This is a genomic window from Acinetobacter sp. 766875 (assembly GCF_000582055.1).
GTDB lineage: Bacteria > Pseudomonadota > Gammaproteobacteria > Pseudomonadales > Moraxellaceae > Acinetobacter > Acinetobacter nosocomialis.
Genome location: NZ_JEXX01000023.1, coordinates 1 through 19,395, shown reverse-complemented (window position 1 = coordinate 19,395; position 19,395 = coordinate 1). Strand labels below are relative to the sequence as shown.

Below are 19,395 nucleotides of genomic sequence, written 5' to 3'. Positions count from 1 at the left end.
CAGATGTATTCTCTATCTTGTACAGTTTGACATCAAAAAGACAAACTTACATTTCCTTGATCGGTGATTAATTCAGCTTCAAGCACCTGATCACCACGGCATTTCAATAAGTACGATACTGTAGAGCTATAGCTCATTTGCACAGGCATCTTGCTATGAAAGTCAGCGGTGTAATAACCACAACGACCACGATTAATTTTCATGCCTTGTAGAACAAAAGGCTGATTGCTGGTCGATTGAATTTCAAGAATATATTCAATTGCCCCTTGTACATTAAAAGCAGATTGAGATTCTCTAGCACTAATGCGAGCCTTAACATTTAGATCGCTAACTTGTGCAGATTCATTCTCAAGCGGAATGTCAGCAGCTTCCTGAGTGTTGTTTGGATTAAGGTCAGTTTCCATCATGGCTTTCAGCACATCAGGATACTTATTCCATCCACTGATATAAGACTCCGCTTCCTTGACCTCAGCAGGTAAATAGACATGACCATTGTCAATAATCATCTGCATTTCATTGAGTTTAGCTTTAACTGCTTCCTCGGTATAAGGAGCATAGATTGATTGAGTATGCTGAGCAGCATTATTGGTAGGCTCACCTGAAGTATCAGTTTTTGGTGGTTGATTGTTCTGGCTACATGCCATTAACAGGGAACACAAGGCAATGGTGGAAAATAATGATTTCATGATTGCACTCCCTTATAATTTAGGACGAATAACAACAAACCAGACGAATAGTAGAATCAAAATTCCACCAACAATTTTACCGATTACAGGAAACATCACCGCAGGCCACACTAAGCCTTGCCCTAAATTGTAGGTAAATGGCTTATAGTTATACTGCCCCCAGAAATGTTGATAGATGGCAAAAAAGAATCCAATGACCAGATAAGTGCTGATCAGTCCAGCTTTAAGATTAGAATTCATTTACTTCCCCCCCAGTTGCAAATTTTGCCAATGCAATAAAAATTCCCATCACGATCATGAAGCTAATGAAGGGTAGACCCAGTACACAAATCACAGCGATGACGCAGATAATGCCTGCAAGTGTTCTCATGGCTACTCCTTCATACACTGATAGGACACATTGACCATATCCATCTGGAAGGATTCAGTTTGTTGTAAGGTGTAGATATTTTCTTTCAGTCCACCCTCACCATATTTCTTTTCAAGTTTGTCGTAGATGCATGAACAAGTGCTGTCATTAATGCCGCCTGTTTTACAACCACTGATAAACTGGCGTTCGGTTTTGCTGGCACAGCCTGATGCTAGAAGTGCAACTGAGACAACAATGAGTGAAGTTTGAATTTTCATCATTTCCCCTAATTTTTATTGTGTTATTTGATGTGTAATATATTTTGCTGAATTGACTAAAGTGTAGATCTGAAAAAGCTTTCCAAGGCTAGATAGCGTTTAGATCAGTCAAATAAGCAAAAAATTTTGAAAGTTGCTATTGCAACAGAGGAATAGAAAATCGTTTTAGGGAAAATAATATAGATAGAAAGTGCTGAGTCATGGTGACTACTCCTTTTGTATGAAAGAGAGTCTTACCAAATTACTGTCAAATAATGGTGGCAAGACTGGGCGGGTTGACAGACTGATACAAAAGGAAATCAGCGCACGCAAGCGTGCCCCTCCCAGTCTCACCGTAAAGGCGTGACTTAAGAGAACGCACAAAACCATCACAGCGTTGTTGTGCGCCTTTTGTAAACGGTCTGTCAAAACCGACTGACGATGTAGGTCAGCAGTCGAATGATAAAATTAAGGGTGAGTTTAGTCAATCGAGGTTATGAAAATATATAAATAAATCAATAATTTTATTATTTTTAATACACTAGTACTTTTTCAATTTTAAGTAATATAATTCTGGTGTCTAAAATAGTAAATTATCTGAAAATTCAAAAAATTAGGGGGATATATGAATTTTAAATTACTTAAAGTACGACTAGATAGAATTAAAACTCAAAAACATACACTTACTCCAGAAGATATGTTGATGTTAGTTACTCAAGAAAAAGCTGATCTTAATTCGGGGTTTTTCTCTCGCTTATTTAGTGTGACTATTCCACAAAAATGGGAATTTTCTATCAATTCATCTGAGGAAATTGGCGTTGCTTTAGAATTGGTTGAATTGATTGAAACAGTATTTATCCCTCACTATCAGGGGCATGCAAAAAATTATGCTTGGTTAGAGCAATGTATTTTATTCAAACTCAAGCATCAAGCGTCGATGAATATTTCTGAATTAGTCAGTCGGTATTTATCGAAGATTGAAAAAAGTGAACATTTACAGATTAGTCGAGAGATCTTAAAAATTTTATTTGAGCGTGAGCCTAGCAATGCTGTCATTAAAGCACAGGCGATAGTGTACAAACGTAGTCAAATCTATACTAGCGCTATAGAAAAGTTTGAGTACTATTTTGAGCATTGTTCTTATCAAGAAACATTATATTTTGATTATCTTGAATGTTTAATAATGCGGAAGAATGTTATCTATAATCAGGAAAAAGGAGAGTTTGGTGATTTGCAATATGCTGTATATTTACTTTGCTCTATAGACGATGCGAAAGATAGAGCATTACAAGGGAATCTACTCAATCGTGCTATAACAGCCCTTTTACCAGAAGACGTTATTGCAACTCGTCCTGAAGATACGAATTTCTTAGCTGACATGGGACGTGGGCTAAATAGTTTTAGTAAGGGAGTTGGTACATTTTTTGGAGGGCGTGATTCGCAGATTCCATATAGTGAAGGAATTATTGCGAGTGCACCAAAACTTTTGAAAAATAAAAAAATTGTTGAGTGTCTTAACCAAAATCAAAAAGCACAAAAAGAGCTAGAAAAAATATTATCTGATCAAGGGCTAAAGGTGGGTGTGGGCTTAACGGCATCCGCATATTCTTTAGGATTAATTTGGGATTATGCACATATTGATCCATCTGTATTAGATGCATTGAGCTTTGCATCAAAAGGAAATCCTGAAAACTTAAATACTTTACAAGACATTTCAGCGAATACACTAGATAGTGCAGGAGCAGTGACTCGTTTAACTGGTTATGTTGCTGAACAACAGGTTGCACTGAATTTACAACAACAAGGACATACAGTTGAATTTCCCGATAGCGCAAACCAAGCTGGTTATGATTTGATTGTTGATGGCACACCGATGCAAGTTAAGTGCTCAATGGATGCTGATTATGTATTAAGTCATTTTGATAAGTATCCAGATATTCCAGTGATTGTGAACAGTGAACTTGCAGAGCAGCTAGGTAATCATCCGATGGTGTTAGTGGATACCACTTTAAGCTATGAAGCTGTTCAGGAAACTACTGGTGTAGGACTAGAGCAAGTTTCAGATTTTGCGGATGTAGGAGATATGCTACCAATCCCACTATTAACGATTGGTTTAGCGGCATATCGTAATTATGGTGATTTTAATTCAGGTAAAGTGGATGGCGAGCAATACTTAAAAAATGTTGGCAAAGAAACTGCTGCAATTGCTGGAGGTGCAATGACAGGGTCAATGCTACTCGGCGCATTAGCAGGTCTTGCTACAGGTGGTGTTGGAGTCATTGTTGCGAGTGGTATTGGTGCATATATGGGAGGGGTTGCTGGTTCTACAGGTGCAAATAGTATGAATCGAGAAGCCTTGTGTAATCAGAGAGATATCGTAGTGAAATTACTCATTGAATTCGCAGCGTGGTTCAATGAAAATTTATTGGTTCATCGAACAAATGTGCTATTCAAACAGCTACAAAGTTTTGAAACTCATATGTTGAATAATGCTGATCGTATTATTACTTTTAGTACTTTATTGATCTATCAACATGAAGCTTATATGCGTGCCTATCATCTGAACCAATGGATATTACATAAGTTGCAAAAAGGTAATGAAATGGAAAAGGTTCAAGCTGGTTGGGTGGCTATTGATGAGTCAAGTAATTTTATATCAGTTGATCTACAGCCAAAAATTAATGAAATTAATCGTCAATTAGAGATTTATAGGGAACTTGCCAAACCTGATTCAGCACAGCCTAATCGTACTCATCAGCTTAAACCTGCTTGAGTGTTGGAATAATATTGATAGTTGTATTTGAAATAAAAAATTGGAGAGATTATTTACTAATTGAATTAGTAAATTAAAAGTTATTCCAAATAATTTCAGACACATAATATCCTAATGAGAATCATGAAACTCTTTTGAGTTCTTCATGAAAATATGAAAACAAAGTCTGCCATCGAGCAGGCTTTTTTTATGCACAAAATTTAAGGAGTCGAGCTATGAGCTTGAGCTGTCCCTTTTGCCATTCAACGAATGTGATATTGGTTGAAGCAAGTACACAACAATCAAATACGACCTTAACCAATTTGGTCACACCGACCACATTGGGTGCATTGGGAACCACGGTCGCAAAGTCTTTCAATCTGCCACCGATTGTCGGTGGAATAGCAGGAACGGTACTCGGCAGTGTGTTGAATTCATTTACCGAACAAAGCACACCACCACAGCAGAATTTATGCTTCTGCCACAACTGCTACCAAAAGTTTCCAGCGCACCTTTTGCATTAAAGATCGTTAGTAACCACACAAATTCAAATTTCATTTTCAAATTAAAAGGAATAAAACTATGGCACATCAACTTGAACAAATGGCGTATGTCGGAGAAACCCCTTGGCACGGACTAGGGAATCAACTGACACAAAACCAACCGATTGAAGTCTGGGCACAGCAGGCAGGTATGGATTGGCGGATTGAATCTTCTAATGTCAGTTATATGGCGCAGAATGACCGTGGGCAAAGCATCATCATGCCTTATGAAGAACAACGAGTTTTATATCGCTCTGATACCCATGCTCCACTGTCAGTCGTCAGTCAACGCTTTCAGGAAGTGCAACCGAGAGAGATTTTAGAATTCTATCGTGACCTCACCGAGCAATCAGGTTTTGAACTTGAAACCGCAGGTGTACTCAAAGGTGGCAAGAAATTCTGGGCACTAGCACGTACAGGGCAAACATCCATGTTGAAGGGCAAAGATGTCAGTAATGGCTATATGCTCTTGGCAACAGCATGTGACGGAACCCTTGCCACCACCGCACAATTTACCTCGATCCGAGTAGTGTGCAACAATACTTTAGCGATTGCCTTAAAAGGACAGAACAGCAGTGCAGGTGTGGTCAAAGTTCCACACAGTACTAAATTTGATGCTGATAAGGTCAAACAGCAACTCGGTATTTCAGTACGTGCATGGGATGAACACATGTATGAAATGAAGCAACTGACACAACGTAAAGTGAGTCAGATGGAAGCATCCGCTTACTTTGATGCCGTGTTCAATAACAGCACAATGAACAACGTGGTGGATCAGGAGGACAACATCATCCAGTTCTACCGTGATGTAGCCTTACAAGCCCAAGCCAATGGCAAGGACAAAGCTGAACCAAATGCCAAATCGATGAGTCGAGCTATGGAAATGTTTAATGGTCAAGGACGAGGTGCGGAGCTAAGTTCAGCCAAAGGAACAGCCTATGGATTACTGTGTTCAATCACAGAATTTATAGACCACGAACGTCGTGCCATGAGTACCGATCACCGGCTTGATTCAGCTTGGTTTGGTGCTGGCGCATCGATCAAACAACGAGGATTGGAACAGGCACTTAACATGCTTGCATAGTGCGGAATATACATTTTTCAATCATGGAAAGTTAGACCTAACTAAGCATTTTTAAATGGAATTTCGAATTTTAAAAATTATTAAAACCATAGCTTCGGCTGTGGTTTTTTTATGCCCATTTTTTGTGATCCCCATCATTTTACATAGCAAAATAATCAGGACTTCAATATGAATACCGCAATTTTAAATCCATCTATGCAACAGGCAAGTACCCCATTTATTGCCCCAAAATTATTCACAGCCAAACGCTTGGTCAATACAAAGAATATGACTCAAGCAGAATGGCTTGAAGTCAGACGCCAAGGTATTGGCAGTAGTGACTGTGCCGCAGCCTGTGGACTTAATCCCTATATGTCGATGCTAGAACTGTGGATGATCAAGACAGGTCGAGTTAAACAATCCATTGAAGATGAAAGCACAGGTCATGCCCCTTTATATTGGGGTAAACAACTTGAACCTTTGGTCGCTGAATACTACAGCATGCATACCAACAACAAAGTTCGTCGTATCAATGCCGTACTACAACATCCTGATGAGGATAAGCATTTTATGCTGGCTAACTTAGATTACTCGGTGGTAGGTAGTGAGGAAGTACAGATTTTAGAATGCAAAACCGCAGGGGAATATGGAGCAAAGTTATGGCGAGATGGTGTGCCTTTATACGTATTGTGTCAGGTGCAACATCAACTCGCTGTAACAGGCAAAAAGGCAGCGCATATTTGTGTGCTGATCTGTGGTCATGAAACTCGTATCTATAAAGTGGCACGCAGTGAATCAGTCATTCAACATATTGTGAATGCAGAGCGATACTTTTGGGAGTGTGTGGAAAATGACACGCCACCTTCAGTCGATGCCAGTGAATCGGCAGCTAAAGCCATTCAGCAACTCTATCCTCAACATATTCCACTCAGTGTCGAAGATCTCAGTCAAAATGAACAAGCCAATCAGTTGTTTGCTCAACTGATTCAAGAAAAGCATCATATTGAAAAACACCAAAACAGCTTTGATGAAACTAAGCATCAAATTCAGATGTTAATGAAAGATGCTGAACGAGCAACTTTTGCCAATGGTTCAGTGACGTGGAAACGATCTAAAGACTCCATTGCTTTAGATAATAAGGCTGTATTGAAAATGCATCCTGAACTAATCAATGAGTTTCCACAAAACAAGGTGGGGACACGACGTTTTCAAATCTATAGCAATGATGACTGACCCGATCAAAACCATGCATCTATATCGCTAACTATATATGCATGAAATATCCATTCTTCCCAAAAGCGCAAAAAAACCACCCCCGATCTACCGACTCCCGAAGGAGCGGTAGACCAACAATGGCGGTTTTTGCGAAGTCGTAGCTTTTCATATTTCTGTTTACTTACATAGCAAGGGGTAATCAGTAAAATTTTACTTATAGGACAAACAACATGATCAAAGGTTTAGCGATTACACCGCCAATACTCGGCAGAATTAGTATCGGTAAAGTGGTCGAAAAGAATGGTAAACGTCTGCCTGAAAAAGATGATCAATTTACGATTACTAGCCAAATTCAGAATAAGGATGGCTGGGTGAAACACCCACTGGATGAGCAGCTAAGAGCCAAGGCACAAAACCAGAAACTCAGAACCATTCCTGTCCGGATGATTTTTAATGATCCTGAACTCAACTTGCGAGCTGAGTACACTCTATTCGACCGACAAACTGGTCGGCCCATCTGTACTGGTAATGGTGAAACCTGTCAGCGACTTGGACAAAACGGGGTTGAACAGCATCCATGTCCATCACCTGATTTATGCCCCTTGGCCCAAGGTGGACACTGCAAGCCTTATGGGCGGCTTTACGTCAATCTAGATGAGTCGGATGAGTTGGGTACATTCATTTTTAGGACTACAGGTTTCAATAGCATTCGTACCTTAGCTGCACGGCTTCGTTATTACCATGCGGCTTCAGGTGATTTACTTTCATGTTTGCCATTGCAACTGACCTTACGAGGAAAAAGCACAACGCAAAGTTACCGTACCCCAATTTATTACGTGGACTTAACCTTACGTGATGGAATCAATCTACAAGAAGCCATTACTTCAGCCAAACAGATCGATGGACAAAGCAAGACAGCAGGGTTTTATCAGGAGGCTTTAGATCATGTGGCAAGGCTAGGTTATGGTAATGCCAGATTTGAGGTAGGAGGTGAGGAGGGACTGGATATTGTTGAGGAGTTTTATATCAATGAACCAAAACCAGAGCAGGGTCAGCAGCTTAGTGATTTAACTCATGTTCAAGACATTCAGAAAGGGTTGCAGCATTCTGTGCAGGCTCTCAATTGAAATGGACCTAGTTAGAAAAGAGTACTTGTACTCTTTTTTTTGCAGATTTTGGACTGTAGATAAGAAAATACTCACTCCTAGAATTTTTGAGAGATGGATTTACTTTAATAACGCTTTTTAGTATTTTGGTAGCAAATCAGAAGTATGTTCATGACTATGCGTTCAAGTAGGTTTTCTAAGCTTATACTCGCATTTGTCCTGTTTTTGTTTACCATAACAATTACGGGAGTTCATGCGTGGGCGCCTGTTCTACTTGAAAATATTGAACATCAGCATGAGTTGAGTATCATTGTAGAGGATGATGCTTCTAGTCATTGGTCTTTACAGCACTCAGATGATTCTCTAAAAAGTTCTGCTGATCATGATGCAGAAGCACATACGTGGAAGAATTTTGATGAGCCGATCTATCATCATTCAGTAAAGCCAATTTCTTCTGATAGTGATTTCAGCATAGATCCAATCTTTATTCTTAGTTTCGCACTTCCACTAGTTTTATTCTTTTTCCAGCTTTTTGAAAAGCCCGTTTATCGAGTCTTTTTAAAGCGGCGATCCCCTCTAGTATTTAGTAATTCTTATACTTTCTCTAAAGATTTAATCGTCCTACGTAATTGATCTTTCTATACAAAAAATAGTTTTTAATTTTTTTGTATAGGTAAAGTCATGTCTAAAAAATATCAGATATTTCTTACCTGTGGATTTGTAGCAACAGCAGCAAATGTATTCGCAGAAACGAATTATGCAGAACTACAAAAGCAGGTAATCGCAAATGATGCTGTACTCAATAGCTTACAGCAGTCCGAGCAAGCTTATGAAATCAATCAAAAGTTTGCTGGCAGATTAATTAATCCGACTTTCAATATGGAGTTGGATAATCTCGGTAATTCAAAATTGAAAGATTTGGATGGCCCAACAACCTTGCTGGGGCTATCACAAGAGATCCCCCTCAGTAATAAACTTTCCTTGAGAAAACAGATTGCGAGTTTTCAAGGTGATCGTAATCAGTTCGAAATAGCAAAGCGTCAGGCTGAACTCAAAGCAGATTTAAGAATCTGTATGGCGAACTGGTATGTAGCTACTCAGCGTGCTGAAATTTATTCTTCTGAGAGTAAATTGAATGCCAGACAAGCTAACGTTCTTTCCGAACGTCTTAAGTACGGGCGAGTAATTCCTTCCGATGCTCAACTAAGCATAGCACTTTCATCTGAGTCGAAATTGCGCCATCAAAATGAAGTGAAGAAGATTCAGTTCCAGAAAAATCTATGTTCTAAGTTCACTTCCAACCTGCCCAGTAGTGCATTGGAGGTTCCGCTAAGCTTTAATTTCACAGACAAAATAAGTTTGTCTGAGCAAGAAGCAACTTTAAGTTCAAAGCTGAAAAAAGCTCAGTTTGAGTTGGCTCGTAAAGAAGCAATACCAGATATTACTTTGGGAGTAGGGGTTAGAAACTACCAAGAAACCAATGACAAAGTCTTTCAGGTTTCGACATCAATACCCCTCAATATTTTTAGTCGAAATAAAGGCAATATTGCGATCGCTCAAGCAGAGCATACGAAAGCAGAAACACAGTCGGTGCTTGTGAATCGTAATTCTAAAATTGAATTGGAAAACAAGGCTATTGAGGTTTCCAACTTGATTGATGCGATTAAGCAATATGATCAAACGGTTTTGCCCGCAACAAATGAGAGTCTCCGAATTGCTGAAATGGGATACCAAGCAGGGAAAAACTCTTTACTTGAATTCAATAATATTAAGCAAATTTGGTTAGACAAACATCTTGCTCGATTCGATATGTGGTTGGCTTTGCAAACTGAAATTGCAGATGTCGAACGTAACTACATTACTCATTTAGATCAAGAATAAGGGCAAGAATATGAATAAACAAACCAATACATTGATTGCAACTGGTGTCGTTGCCTTACTTATCGTCTTATGTGCAATTGCTTGGTATAAATCGGGCAATAAAACACAAGCGAGCGCACATGGTGAGGTCGCCGAAGAAAAAGTAGCTGTGGCTGGAGATGAGAAAGGGCCTCACGGTGGTCGTTTATATCGAGATGGAGATTTCTCTGCTGAGGTCAAGATATTTGAGGAAGGAGTGGAACCACACCTCCGTGTTTATGGGTATTTGAAAGATAAACTACTTAAACCTGAAGACTTAACAGCAAATATCTACATCAAACGTTTGGATGCCGAGCAAAATATTCAATTTCAACCTGAGAGTGATTACTTAATTGGGAATGAAATTGTTTACGAGCCACATTCCTTTTTAATGATGATAAACGTTGATTATCAAGGGAAAAAGCATACTTGGAAATGGGATACGAAGGAAGGCCGTGTCACCATGTTGGACAGTAGTATTAAGAGCAGTGGATTAGAGCTTTTAAAAGTTGAATCAAAGATGTTTGAAAATGCTTTGGAGTTAAAAGGCGAACTGAAGTTTCCTGATAATTTTGAAAGCTTTATTACGCCTAAAGCCAGTGGGACATTGATCAAAACTTACCGTAATCTAGGTGATAAGGTGAGTCAGGGAGACTTACTTGCTGTAGTTCAAAGCCAAGATGTAATTCGTTTGAATGCCGATCGTAAAGTTGCTTTGGACAGCCTACAGTTTGCTCGTCAAAAAATGGAACAGGAACGAGCGCTATGGCAAAAGCGTGTATCACCTGAAATTGATTATATTTCAGCAAAACGAGACTTTGACGCAGCACAAACTCGTGCAAATGAGTTGAATAACTTAATCAACTCTTATGGTGGTTCTAGTAATGGTACTGTTGAAGTTCGTGCTGCAATGTCTGGAACAATATTAGAAGTCCTTGGTGCTGTTGGATCAAATGTAAGTTCTTCAACACCTATTTTTAAAATCGCAAATACTTCTCAACTTTTAGCAGTTGTTAATGTTCCCGCTGACAGGCTAAATGCTATAAATCCTAACAATAAGGTTAAAGTTAAACCTCAAAGCCCTGTGGATACAGAAGAAGCTTTAGGACGAATTAAATATATCAGTGATGTCATTGATCCAAAGACACGTACAGCACAGGTCTTTATTGAAGTACCAAACCAGTTTAAGTGGCGCTCAGGACAGTTAATCACGGCCCAAATTTTTGAAAATCAAAGTTTGAAGCCGATGGTTGTGCGTGAAGATGCTCTACAGAGCTTCCGTGATTGGGATGTTGTATTCATTCGTGTTGGCAATGATTTTGAAGCTAGGCCTCTGGAGCTTGGTGAAAAGTACAATGGGTATGTGGAAGTTAAATCTGGATTACGCGTAGGACAGGTTTATGCCGCTGGAAATTCATATCTTTTAAAAGCAGAGCTAGGGAAATCTGGCGCTACTCATGACCACTAAGGGGAGTAGCGACTATGTTTGACCAGATTGTTAAGCTCTCGATTAAGAATCGTTGGCTTGTACTTATCGTATTTTTATTTGTTGGTGCATTAGGGGTTTATAACTATTTCAAGTTACCGATTGATGCAGTCCCTGATATTACGAATGTACAAGTCCAGATTAATAGTGAAGCTCAAGGACTCTCTCCAATGGAGATGGAGTCTCAAGTGACCTATCCCATTGAAACTGCTTTGGCAGGTATTCCAAATTTAGACTATACACGCTCCGTATCTCGATATGGTCTATCTCAAGTAACGGCAATTTTCAAAGAAGGGACGGATATTTATTTTGCCCGACAATTAGTCAATGAGAAGCTACAAGGAGTGACACCAAATCTTCCCGTTGGAATTGCAACTTCTATGGGGCCTGTTTCTACAGGACTTGGCGAAATCTTCATGTATACCGTTGAAAATGCCAAGAACAATCCTAATCCACTTTCACCAACGGAATTACGCACCTTACAAGACTGGGTGATTAAACCTCAGCTTCGAAATGTAGAGGGTGTTAATGAAATCAATACCATTGGTGGTTATCTCAAACAATTTGTAGTTCAACCTGATTATGCTTATTTACGTAGCATAGGGCTGGATCAGAAGACAATTTTAGAGGCTATCTCTAAGAACAGCATGAATAAAGGCTCGGGGTATATTGAGAAAAATGGTGAACAGTATTTAATTCGTTCTGATTCTCAAATTAACTCGATTGAGCAAGTCCAGAATATCCCGATTACGACGAGCAATGGTTATATCCTCAGATTGAAAGATGTTGCCAAAATATCTATTGGTCACGAATTACGTACAGGTGCTGCAACTAAAGATGGGCAAGAAATTGTACTGGGTACAGCATTCATGCTTATTGGTGAGAACTCACGAAATGTTGCTCACGCTGTTGATCAAAAGCTACAACAGGTTCAAAAATCATTACCAGAAGGTGTGGAAGCAAAAGCTGTCTATAACCGTACAACTTTGGTTGATGCAACGATACAGACGGTGAAAAAGAATCTTTTAGAAGGTGCGATTCTGGTAATCGTTGTTCTGTTTGTATTTCTTGGTCACTTCCGTGCTGCGCTGATTACCGCTTTGGTCATTCCTTTATCCATGCTGATGACAATCACAGGTATGGTGAACCAGAAAATTAGTGCAAACCTTATGAGTCTTGGGGCACTAGATTTCGGGATTATTGTAGATGGTGCTGTTGTAATTGTTGAGGCCTCCTTAGCAAAGTTGGCAATTAAACAAAAAGAGCTTGGGCGAGTTTTAACAAGGCAAGAACGCTTTACGACTGTGTTTGAGGCGACTAAAGAATCCCGCAAAGCGATTCTCTATGGTCAATTGATCATTATCTTGGTGTATCTACCTGTAATGACTCTGACTGGTGTTGAAGGAAAGATGTTTACACCAATGGCTGCAACAGTGGTTATGGCTTTAGTGGCAGCAATGATTCTTTCAATTACGTTTGTCCCTGCAATGGTGGCATTGGTCACTACTGGTGAAATTAAAGAAGAAGAGTCAAAAATCGTCCATGGCATCAAAAGATTTTATAACCCAATTCTAGATTGGTCTTTAAATCACAGATATTTGCTAATCGCTTTTGTCTCTATTTTCTTTGTTTTTAGTGCAAGTCTTTCGACTCGTTTAGGCTCAGAGTTTATACCTTCCTTGGATGAGGGAGATGTAGCACTACATGCCTTGCGTATCCCTGGTACGTCGTTGACTCAAGCAATTGAAATGCAATACACGTTAGAAAAAGAGATTAAGAAAATTCCAGAAGTTCAGACTATTTTTGCCAAAGTGGGGACTGCTGAAATTGCGACTGATCCTGTTCCACCTAACGTAGCAGATAACTTTGTCATGCTGAAACCTCGTAGTCAGTGGCCTAATCCTGATAAGGAAAAGTCTGCGGTTGTTGCTGAAATTGAACGCGTATCTAAAGGCGTATATGGAAACAATTATGAGTTTACACAGCCGATTCAAATGCGTTTTAACGAACTTATTTCAGGTGTCCGAACAGATGTTGCCGTAAAAATTTATGGTGATGATTTAGAGCAGTTGCTTGAATCAGCAAACGCTGCCGCTAAGATTTTAGAGGGAGTCAAAGGTACTGCTGATCTTAAAGTCGAACAGATGTCTGGTTTACCCATGGTTTCTGTTGAGCTGAAAAAAGACATGATTGCCAACTATGGGCTTGATGCAGAGGATGTACAAAAACAGGTTTCTAGCCTAATCACAGGTGAGACAGTAGGTAAGGTGTTTGAAGGAGATCGAAAGTTCGACATTGTGGTACGTATGGATCAAAACTCGGTAACAGATCTAGAAAAGCTGTATCAGATTCCTGTGAGCTTAGCTGATGGTTCGAGTGTTCTTTTATCAGAATTGATCGAGTTAAAAAACGTTCAAGGACCAAACCAGATTTCTCGCGAAAATGGTAAACGGCGTATCGTCATTACAGCAAATGTTCGTGGAACTGATATTGGTAGTTACATTTCAGAAGCACAATCTAAGCTGAATGCTGATTTTAAATTACCAGATGGTTATTGGCTGACTTGGGGCGGTACGTTTGAGCAAATGGAATCTGCTTCAAATCGTCTTATGGTTGTAGTACCGATTGCTTTAATTCTGATCTTTGCCATGATCTATATGGCTTTAGGTAATGTTAGAAACAGTATCTTGGTATTCACAGGTGTGCCATTTGCACTAACAGGTGGTGTGATTGCTTTAGCACTACGTGATATTCCATTCTCAATTTCTGCGGCTGTGGGTTTCATTGCCTTATCGGGTGTTGCTGTGCTGAATGGTTTGGTTCTTGTTTCAGCCATTCAGCGACTTAGAGTTCAAGGTGAAAGTGTCATTGATGCAGTGAAACATGGTGCAATGGAAAGACTCCGTCCCGTGTTGATTACAGCTTTAGTCGCTTCATTAGGTTTTATTCCGATGGCCTTAAACGTAGGCATTGGCTCTGAAGTTCAGCGCCCAATTGCAACTGTTGTTATTGGTGGGATTATTTCATCAACCTTACTGACTTTGATTATTTTGCCAACCTTATATGTGTGGTTTAACCAAGGTAGGTCAAGAAAATCAAACGAAGCTGCTAAACAGGTTGTTTAGGGGCATCTTTAATGACAAATATATTGCGAGATAAACAAAACAAATTTGTGATGATGTTGCTAGTCTGCATGATCAGTCTCGCTTTATGTTTGCACTTTAAAGAGCATGTAACTGAAAATGAATTTCAGAGACACGTTTCAATTGATGCAATTAACTCTCACCATCATGAGATAAGCCAACAACATTCACATAGTCACCAAGATAATTACTATGAACATTTTGTTGGCTATGACGTACTTAAATCGGCCGCTTTAGCTCATCTCTTAAAAGGGATTTCGATTTTAGATTGGTCAAAAGAATATGTTTATCTGATGGTGAGTCGTATTTTTAAACCGCCCAAAAAGTTAATGGATTTTCAATTCATTTTAAATTTTGGAGTTTGATATACATGCAAATTATTGCTTCACACATTGTGAAATTAAGTGCTTACATAAAGCTATTACTTGCTTTATTCATTACATTGGTAAGCCCTACACTTTTTGCTCATGGAGTAGCGGAAGGTGATAAGGGCTATATTCAAGAAATTTATGGCATTCATGTGATTCCATTCATCTATTTGGGTGCGAAGCATATGGTCACTGGATATGACCATTTACTATTTCTTGTTGGCATTATCTTCTTCTTATACCGAATGAAAGATATCGGCTTGTACGTCAGCCTATTTGCACTTGGGCATTCGATTACGATGCTGGTGGGTGTTTATTACAATATCTCGATAAACGCCTACATCATTGATGCAATCATTGGTTTTTCGATTGTTTATAAGGCTCTAGATAACTTGGGGGCTTATCAGCGTTGGTTTGGTTTTCAACCAAACACGAAAATCGCGACTTTAATTTTTGGTCTGATTCATGGTTTTGGACTCGCAGTAAAAATTCAGGAATATGAAGTTCCGAGTGATGGACTGTTGGCAAATTTAATCTCATTCAATATTGGGGTTGAATTAGGCCAGTTTATGGCTCTGTGCATCATCTTGTTATTAATGACGTTTTGGAGAAAGACACCTTATTTCTTTAAAACAGCTTATCAAAGCAATGTCTTCCTCATGTTCCTCGGTTTTTTACTTGTTGGCTATCAACTTACTGGCTTCATTACTCAATAAGGATCTAAATTATGTATAACGCTGAAATTCCAAAAGATATCGAATTACCTTCATCAAAAAAGTTAATTAAATCAACAGCAATTGCTGCCGTAAGTGCCGTTATTGTGCTAGTTACCTGTGTCATGCCTGCGGAGTATGCAATTGATCCGACAGGTATGGGTAAAGTGCTTGGTTTAACGAAAATGGGAGAAATCAAACAATCACTAACTGAAGAGTCAGAAAATGGTATCAATGCTGCACAGGCAGTGAATAGTGTTGAACAAATATCAGTAGAAACTTCGACTCAAACGGCAACTGATAATGCTCAAATGATTATGCCTGCTATTAATAAAGAGAGCATTAGTATTGAGCTTAAACCGGGCCAAGCAACCGAAGTGAAACTGACGATGCCACAAAGTGCAAGTGTCAACTTTGACTGGAAAGCTGTTGGAGGTGGTCTTAATTATGATACCCATGGTGATCCAGTGAACGCTCCTAAAGGGTTCTATCATGGCTATGGAAAAGGAAAGAATGAAACAACTCAGCAGGGTGTCTTAAAGGCAGCTTTTGATGGCAAGCATGGTTGGTTCTGGCGTAACCGTACGGAAAATCCAGTGACTGTAACTCTACTTGTAGAAGGGCAGTTTAGTGAAATGAAGAAAGTCTTTTAAGTTTTGATCAATCTCCTTGGAATAATATTCCAAGGAGATTCAATTGCTAAAGAAGTCAGGTTCTAAAAGGAATCCATAAGATGCTAGAAGTACTAAAAAACACAACATATCGGCATTTGTTTTTGGCCCAAGTAATAGCGCTAATCGGAACGGGGTTAATCACAATCGCCCTAGCTTTACAGGCGTACGATATTGCAAAGGGGGAAGCAGCCCAAGTTCTTGGTATTGCATTGGCAATTAAGATGATTGCTTATATCGGTGTAGCGCCTATAGCATCTGCATTTGCTGAGCGATTACCAAGAAAAAAAGTATTGGTTGGGCTAGATGTTATTCGAGCATTAACAGCATTGTGTCTACCGTTTGTGACACAAATTTGGCAAATTTATATTCTCATTTTTATTTTGCAATCTGCTTCTGCTGCATTTACACCAACATTTCAGGCAATGATTCCAGATGTTTTACCTGAAGAAAAAGACTATACCAATGCGCTATCATTATCACGATTGGCCTATGATTTAGAAAATATTATTAGTCCGATGCTCGCGGCATTTTTATTAACTTTGATGAGTTATCACAACTTATTTTTGGGAACGGTATTAGGTTTTATCGGTTCTGCTTTGTTTGTGGTAAGTGCGAAATTACCAGTTGCCAAAGTACCTGCGTTTAGAGGTGTTTATAGCCGTATTAAGCAGGGAGCTAAAATTTATTTTAATACGCCTAGACTTAAAGCATTGCTTGCTCTCAATTTAGCAATTGCGTCAGCAAGCGCTGTAGTGATTGTAAATACCGTGGTATTGGTTCAATCGACATTTAAGCTAACTGAAAATGCGACTACTTGGGCTTTTGGTTTATTTGGATTTGGTTCAATGCTTTCGGCTTTCATTTTGCCTAAGATATTGGATAAGTTCCCAGATCGATCAGTGATGTTGACGGGAACAACAATTCTTGTAATTGGGCTGTTAAGTGGTTATTTCATTACATCTTATAATGGTTTGCTTGTACTTTGGTTTGTGCTTGGTATTGGATATTCTGTTTCACAAACACCTACAGGCCGTTTGATTCGAAAATCTGCATCGAGTGAGAGTAGGACCTCTCTATTCGCAGCGCAATTTGCGTTTTCACATGCTTGCTGGTTAGTGACTTATCCCTTGGTTGGATGGCTCACTACTAACATAGGAACATTACAAACTTTTATACCGATGGCAGTGATTGCAACGATTTCTTTATTACTTGCAATGCGTTTGTGGCCATCACAGGATGAGGCTCTTTTACCCCACAGTCATGATGATTTACCTCCAGATCATGAGCATTTGCAGCAGCATCGAATCAATGGAGTACACGTCCATGAATATATTATTGATGACTATCATGAAAAGTGGCCTAAATAACTCTTTTTCGACTAATGACTTAGAAAGATTCCGTTTGTTTGTTGTACAATTATAAGCTTATTTTATTGTTCAATAAAAAAAGGGGAACAACATGAAAAAACTAATCTTGGTATGTTTAATGGGGCTTGCGGTAACAAATGCTTTTGCTCATTCAGGTGGTACTGATTCTTGAGGCTGCCACACGAATAGCAAGACAGGGGATCGTCACTGCCATTAATAATAAAAATGAGTAGAACATTTTGTTCTACTCATTTTGAATAACGATCTAATAATAATAAGTACTGTTTCATTTCTTCTTCATCAAAATTTTGATCCCCTTTCAATACATGTTCTCTTAAATGTTGTTCAAGAAGTTGCTGCATTAACCCATTAACAGCACCTTTAATTGCTGCAACTTGTTGTAATACTTCAAGACAAGAGCTTTCAGGTGTTAATAATGACTTTTCAACAGAAGTAACCTGTCCTTGAATCCGCTTGATGCGATTAAGTATTTTTTTATCTTGATGCAAATGAGACATGATTTTTCCTAAAAAAAATATATACTGGGGGGAGTATCTTGGAAAGATAAAATTTATGCAACTTCATAGTAACTTAGATCGTCGTCATTCTCATCAATTCGATGAAGGAAATCCTTTAGCACAAAAGAAAATACTGATTGCGACAATTCTTACAGCAATCATGATGGTACTAGAGATATTGGGGGGATGGATTTTTAATTCGATGGCCTTACTCGCAGATGGCTGGCATATGAGTTCACATATGGTTGCTCTCGGCTTAGCTTATTTCGCATATCGAATGGCCCGACATTATGCTCATGATCAGCGATTTAGTTTTGGTACTTGGAAAATTGAGATTCTAGCAGGGTACAGTAGTGCTATTTTACTTATGGTTGTAGCACTTTTAATGGGTATTCAATCTATCGATCGATTAATGAATCCCGTGAATATTCATTACAATGAGGCAATACCAATTGCAATTGTTGGTTTATTGGTAAACTTGGTTTGTGCATGGTTATTACATGACGGAGGCCACCACCATCACCACGAGCATGATCATCACCATGAACACGACCACCACCACGATCATCATGACTTAAATCAAAAGGCGGCGTTTCTGCATGTAGTAGCTGATGCGGTTACTTCTGTATTGGCAATTGTTGCATTGTTTGCGGGGAAATATTTTGGTTGGAGTTTCTTAGATGCACTATTAGGTGTAGTTGGAGCTATTCTTGTCGCTAAATGGTCATGGGGATTATTAAATGAGACAGGAAAGACACTACTCGATGCAGAAATGTCTCACCCTGTGGTTGATGAAATCAAAGAGGTTATAGAGGAATTTCCTCAAGTTAATATTACTGATTTACATGTTTGGAAAGTTGGTAGAGGCAAGTTTTCTTGCATCTTGGCTTTAGAGAGTACAGGTGTAGATTTAACACCAGATGTAGTGAAACAGGCACTCTCTATCCATGAAGAAATTGTGCATGCAAGTGTTGAAATACATTTTATTTGAATTATTGAATGGTTAGAGGTGGATCAGGAAATTTGAACAACACTTATAAGTGATATTTTGCTCCCCAAATGATGTTATAAACATCAATATATGGAGTATTTTATGGCACGTAGACCAAGAAGAAATCATTCAAATGATTTTAAAGCTAAGGTAGCACTTGCTGCGATTAAAGCAGAAAAAACACTTGCTGAATTGAGTGCTGAATTTGATGTTCATCAAAACCAAATTATCGACTGGAAAAATCAACTGATTTCAGCTTCCTCGCA

At 39.0% G+C, this 19,395-nt stretch carries 19 protein-coding genes and 1 pseudogene; 15 read left to right on the top strand and 5 right to left on the bottom strand.

What is annotated here, in order from left to right; genetic code table 11:
- Positions 1-32: 32 nt before the first annotated feature.
- The 4 genes from J576_RS16000 to J576_RS15990 are packed head-to-tail and all read right to left on the bottom strand — an operon-like array spanning position 33 to position 1,313.
- A complete protein-coding gene (locus tag J576_RS16000) occupies positions 33-686 on the bottom strand; it encodes a hypothetical protein (RefSeq protein WP_000838342.1) in 654 nt (217 codons plus the stop codon).
- Positions 687-698: 12 nt separating this feature from the next.
- Positions 699-926 carry a hypothetical protein gene (locus J576_RS15995; RefSeq protein WP_001087629.1) on the bottom strand — a complete coding sequence of 76 codons (228 nt, stop codon included), beginning with the start codon at positions 924-926 and terminating at the stop codon, positions 699-701.
- Positions 916-1,056, bottom strand: a complete 141-nt coding sequence (locus tag J576_RS20235) for a hypothetical protein (RefSeq protein ID WP_001259410.1) — start codon at positions 1,054-1,056, stop codon at positions 916-918. Before J576_RS20235 ends, J576_RS15995 begins: the two co-directional genes overlap by 11 nt.
- 2 nt (positions 1,057-1,058) lie before the next feature.
- On the bottom strand, positions 1,059-1,313 hold the full coding sequence (locus tag J576_RS15990) for a hypothetical protein (protein WP_000701730.1): 255 nt from the start codon (positions 1,311-1,313) through the stop codon (positions 1,059-1,061).
- Between the two features lie 604 nt (positions 1,314-1,917).
- Between J576_RS15990 and J576_RS15985 the strand changes: the two genes are divergently transcribed.
- The 13 genes from J576_RS15985 to J576_RS15925 all read left to right on the top strand — a co-directional run bounded on the left by J576_RS15985 (position 1,918) and on the right by J576_RS15925 (position 17,620).
- Complete coding sequence (locus J576_RS15985) at positions 1,918-4,065, top strand: glycine zipper family protein (protein ID WP_001009680.1); 2,148 nt, start codon at positions 1,918-1,920, stop codon at positions 4,063-4,065.
- 215 nt (positions 4,066-4,280) lie between these two features.
- The gene (locus J576_RS15980) at positions 4,281-4,568 is read left to right on the top strand and encodes a hypothetical protein (RefSeq protein ID WP_000058781.1); all 288 of its coding nucleotides are present in this window, start codon (positions 4,281-4,283) and stop codon (positions 4,566-4,568) included.
- A 58-nt stretch (positions 4,569-4,626) separates the two neighbouring features.
- Complete coding sequence (locus J576_RS15975) at positions 4,627-5,670, top strand: DUF932 domain-containing protein (protein ID WP_000951122.1); 1,044 nt, start codon at positions 4,627-4,629, stop codon at positions 5,668-5,670.
- 168 nt (positions 5,671-5,838) lie between these two features.
- Entirely contained in the window at positions 5,839-6,882 is a 1,044-nt protein-coding gene (locus tag J576_RS15970) for a YqaJ viral recombinase family nuclease (protein WP_001090272.1), read from the top strand.
- Positions 6,883-7,094: 212 nt separating this feature from the next.
- The gene (locus J576_RS15965) at positions 7,095-7,991 is read left to right on the top strand and encodes a recombination directionality factor (protein WP_000589670.1); all 897 of its coding nucleotides are present in this window, start codon (positions 7,095-7,097) and stop codon (positions 7,989-7,991) included.
- Between the two features lie 156 nt (positions 7,992-8,147).
- Positions 8,148-8,603: a hypothetical protein gene (locus J576_RS15960; protein WP_002086797.1), complete on the top strand. Its 456-nt coding sequence runs from the start codon at positions 8,148-8,150 to the stop codon at positions 8,601-8,603.
- 48 nt (positions 8,604-8,651) lie between these two features.
- Positions 8,652-9,851 (top strand): TolC family protein, encoded by a 1,200-nt coding sequence (locus J576_RS15955; protein WP_000039774.1) that lies wholly within the window; start codon positions 8,652-8,654, stop codon positions 9,849-9,851.
- A 10-nt stretch (positions 9,852-9,861) separates the two neighbouring features.
- Positions 9,862-11,337: an efflux RND transporter periplasmic adaptor subunit gene (locus J576_RS15950; protein ID WP_001041870.1), complete on the top strand. Its 1,476-nt coding sequence runs from the start codon at positions 9,862-9,864 to the stop codon at positions 11,335-11,337.
- A 14-nt stretch (positions 11,338-11,351) separates the two neighbouring features.
- Positions 11,352-14,480 carry an efflux RND transporter permease subunit gene (locus J576_RS15945; RefSeq protein WP_000460236.1) on the top strand — a complete coding sequence of 1,043 codons (3,129 nt, stop codon included), beginning with the start codon at positions 11,352-11,354 and terminating at the stop codon, positions 14,478-14,480.
- Between the two features lie 11 nt (positions 14,481-14,491).
- Positions 14,492-14,863 carry a hypothetical protein gene (locus J576_RS15940; protein ID WP_000181823.1) on the top strand — a complete coding sequence of 124 codons (372 nt, stop codon included), beginning with the start codon at positions 14,492-14,494 and terminating at the stop codon, positions 14,861-14,863.
- 5 nt (positions 14,864-14,868) lie between these two features.
- Complete coding sequence (locus J576_RS15935; protein WP_001165581.1) at positions 14,869-15,582, top strand: HupE/UreJ family protein; 714 nt, start codon at positions 14,869-14,871, stop codon at positions 15,580-15,582.
- An 11-nt stretch (positions 15,583-15,593) separates the two neighbouring features.
- Complete coding sequence (locus J576_RS15930; protein WP_000282061.1) at positions 15,594-16,232, top strand: hypothetical protein; 639 nt, start codon at positions 15,594-15,596, stop codon at positions 16,230-16,232.
- Positions 16,233-16,312: 80 nt separating this feature from the next.
- On the top strand, positions 16,313-17,620 hold the full coding sequence (locus tag J576_RS15925) for an MFS transporter (RefSeq protein WP_000895211.1): 1,308 nt from the start codon (positions 16,313-16,315) through the stop codon (positions 17,618-17,620).
- 248 nt (positions 17,621-17,868) lie between these two features.
- Here the strand turns inward: J576_RS15925 and J576_RS15920 are convergent, their stop codons facing one another.
- A complete protein-coding gene (locus tag J576_RS15920; protein ID WP_000018740.1) occupies positions 17,869-18,138 on the bottom strand; it encodes a metal/formaldehyde-sensitive transcriptional repressor in 270 nt (89 codons plus the stop codon).
- Between the two features lie 55 nt (positions 18,139-18,193).
- Here J576_RS15920 and dmeF point away from each other — a divergent pair, with 55 nt between their 5' ends.
- Positions 18,194-19,129, top strand: a complete 936-nt coding sequence (gene dmeF / locus J576_RS15915; protein ID WP_001175951.1) for a CDF family Co(II)/Ni(II) efflux transporter DmeF — start codon at positions 18,194-18,196, stop codon at positions 19,127-19,129.
- Between the two features lie 102 nt (positions 19,130-19,231).
- A pseudogene (locus J576_RS15910) lies at positions 19,232-19,395 on the top strand (IS3 family transposase); the annotation flags it as partial.

What these genes read in the sequence shown, in the direction of transcription:
- J576_RS16000 (WP_000838342.1), bottom strand. Translation starts at nt 686, where the DNA reads ATGAAATCATTATTTTCCACCATTGCCTTGTGTTCCCTGTTAATGGCA.
- J576_RS15995 (WP_001087629.1), bottom strand. Translation starts at nt 926, where the DNA reads ATGAATTCTAATCTTAAAGCTGGACTGATCAGCACTTATCTGGTCATT.
- J576_RS20235 (WP_001259410.1), bottom strand. Translation starts at nt 1,056, where the DNA reads ATGAGAACACTTGCAGGCATTATCTGCGTCATCGCTGTGATTTGTGTA.
- J576_RS15990 (WP_000701730.1), bottom strand. Translation starts at nt 1,313, where the DNA reads ATGAAAATTCAAACTTCACTCATTGTTGTCTCAGTTGCACTTCTAGCA.
- J576_RS15985 (WP_001009680.1), top strand. Translation starts at nt 1,918, where the DNA reads ATGAATTTTAAATTACTTAAAGTACGACTAGATAGAATTAAAACTCAA.
- J576_RS15980 (WP_000058781.1), top strand. Translation starts at nt 4,281, where the DNA reads ATGAGCTTGAGCTGTCCCTTTTGCCATTCAACGAATGTGATATTGGTT.
- J576_RS15975 (WP_000951122.1), top strand. Translation starts at nt 4,627, where the DNA reads ATGGCACATCAACTTGAACAAATGGCGTATGTCGGAGAAACCCCTTGG.
- J576_RS15970 (WP_001090272.1), top strand. Translation starts at nt 5,839, where the DNA reads ATGAATACCGCAATTTTAAATCCATCTATGCAACAGGCAAGTACCCCA.
- J576_RS15965 (WP_000589670.1), top strand. Translation starts at nt 7,095, where the DNA reads ATGATCAAAGGTTTAGCGATTACACCGCCAATACTCGGCAGAATTAGT.
- J576_RS15960 (WP_002086797.1), top strand. Translation starts at nt 8,148, where the DNA reads ATGCGTTCAAGTAGGTTTTCTAAGCTTATACTCGCATTTGTCCTGTTT.
- J576_RS15955 (WP_000039774.1), top strand. Translation starts at nt 8,652, where the DNA reads ATGTCTAAAAAATATCAGATATTTCTTACCTGTGGATTTGTAGCAACA.
- J576_RS15950 (WP_001041870.1), top strand. Translation starts at nt 9,862, where the DNA reads ATGAATAAACAAACCAATACATTGATTGCAACTGGTGTCGTTGCCTTA.
- J576_RS15945 (WP_000460236.1), top strand. Translation starts at nt 11,352, where the DNA reads ATGTTTGACCAGATTGTTAAGCTCTCGATTAAGAATCGTTGGCTTGTA.
- J576_RS15940 (WP_000181823.1), top strand. Translation starts at nt 14,492, where the DNA reads ATGACAAATATATTGCGAGATAAACAAAACAAATTTGTGATGATGTTG.
- J576_RS15935 (WP_001165581.1), top strand. Translation starts at nt 14,869, where the DNA reads ATGCAAATTATTGCTTCACACATTGTGAAATTAAGTGCTTACATAAAG.
- J576_RS15930 (WP_000282061.1), top strand. Translation starts at nt 15,594, where the DNA reads ATGTATAACGCTGAAATTCCAAAAGATATCGAATTACCTTCATCAAAA.
- J576_RS15925 (WP_000895211.1), top strand. Translation starts at nt 16,313, where the DNA reads ATGCTAGAAGTACTAAAAAACACAACATATCGGCATTTGTTTTTGGCC.
- J576_RS15920 (WP_000018740.1), bottom strand. Translation starts at nt 18,138, where the DNA reads ATGTCTCATTTGCATCAAGATAAAAAAATACTTAATCGCATCAAGCGG.
- dmeF (WP_001175951.1), top strand. Translation starts at nt 18,194, where the DNA reads ATGCAACTTCATAGTAACTTAGATCGTCGTCATTCTCATCAATTCGAT.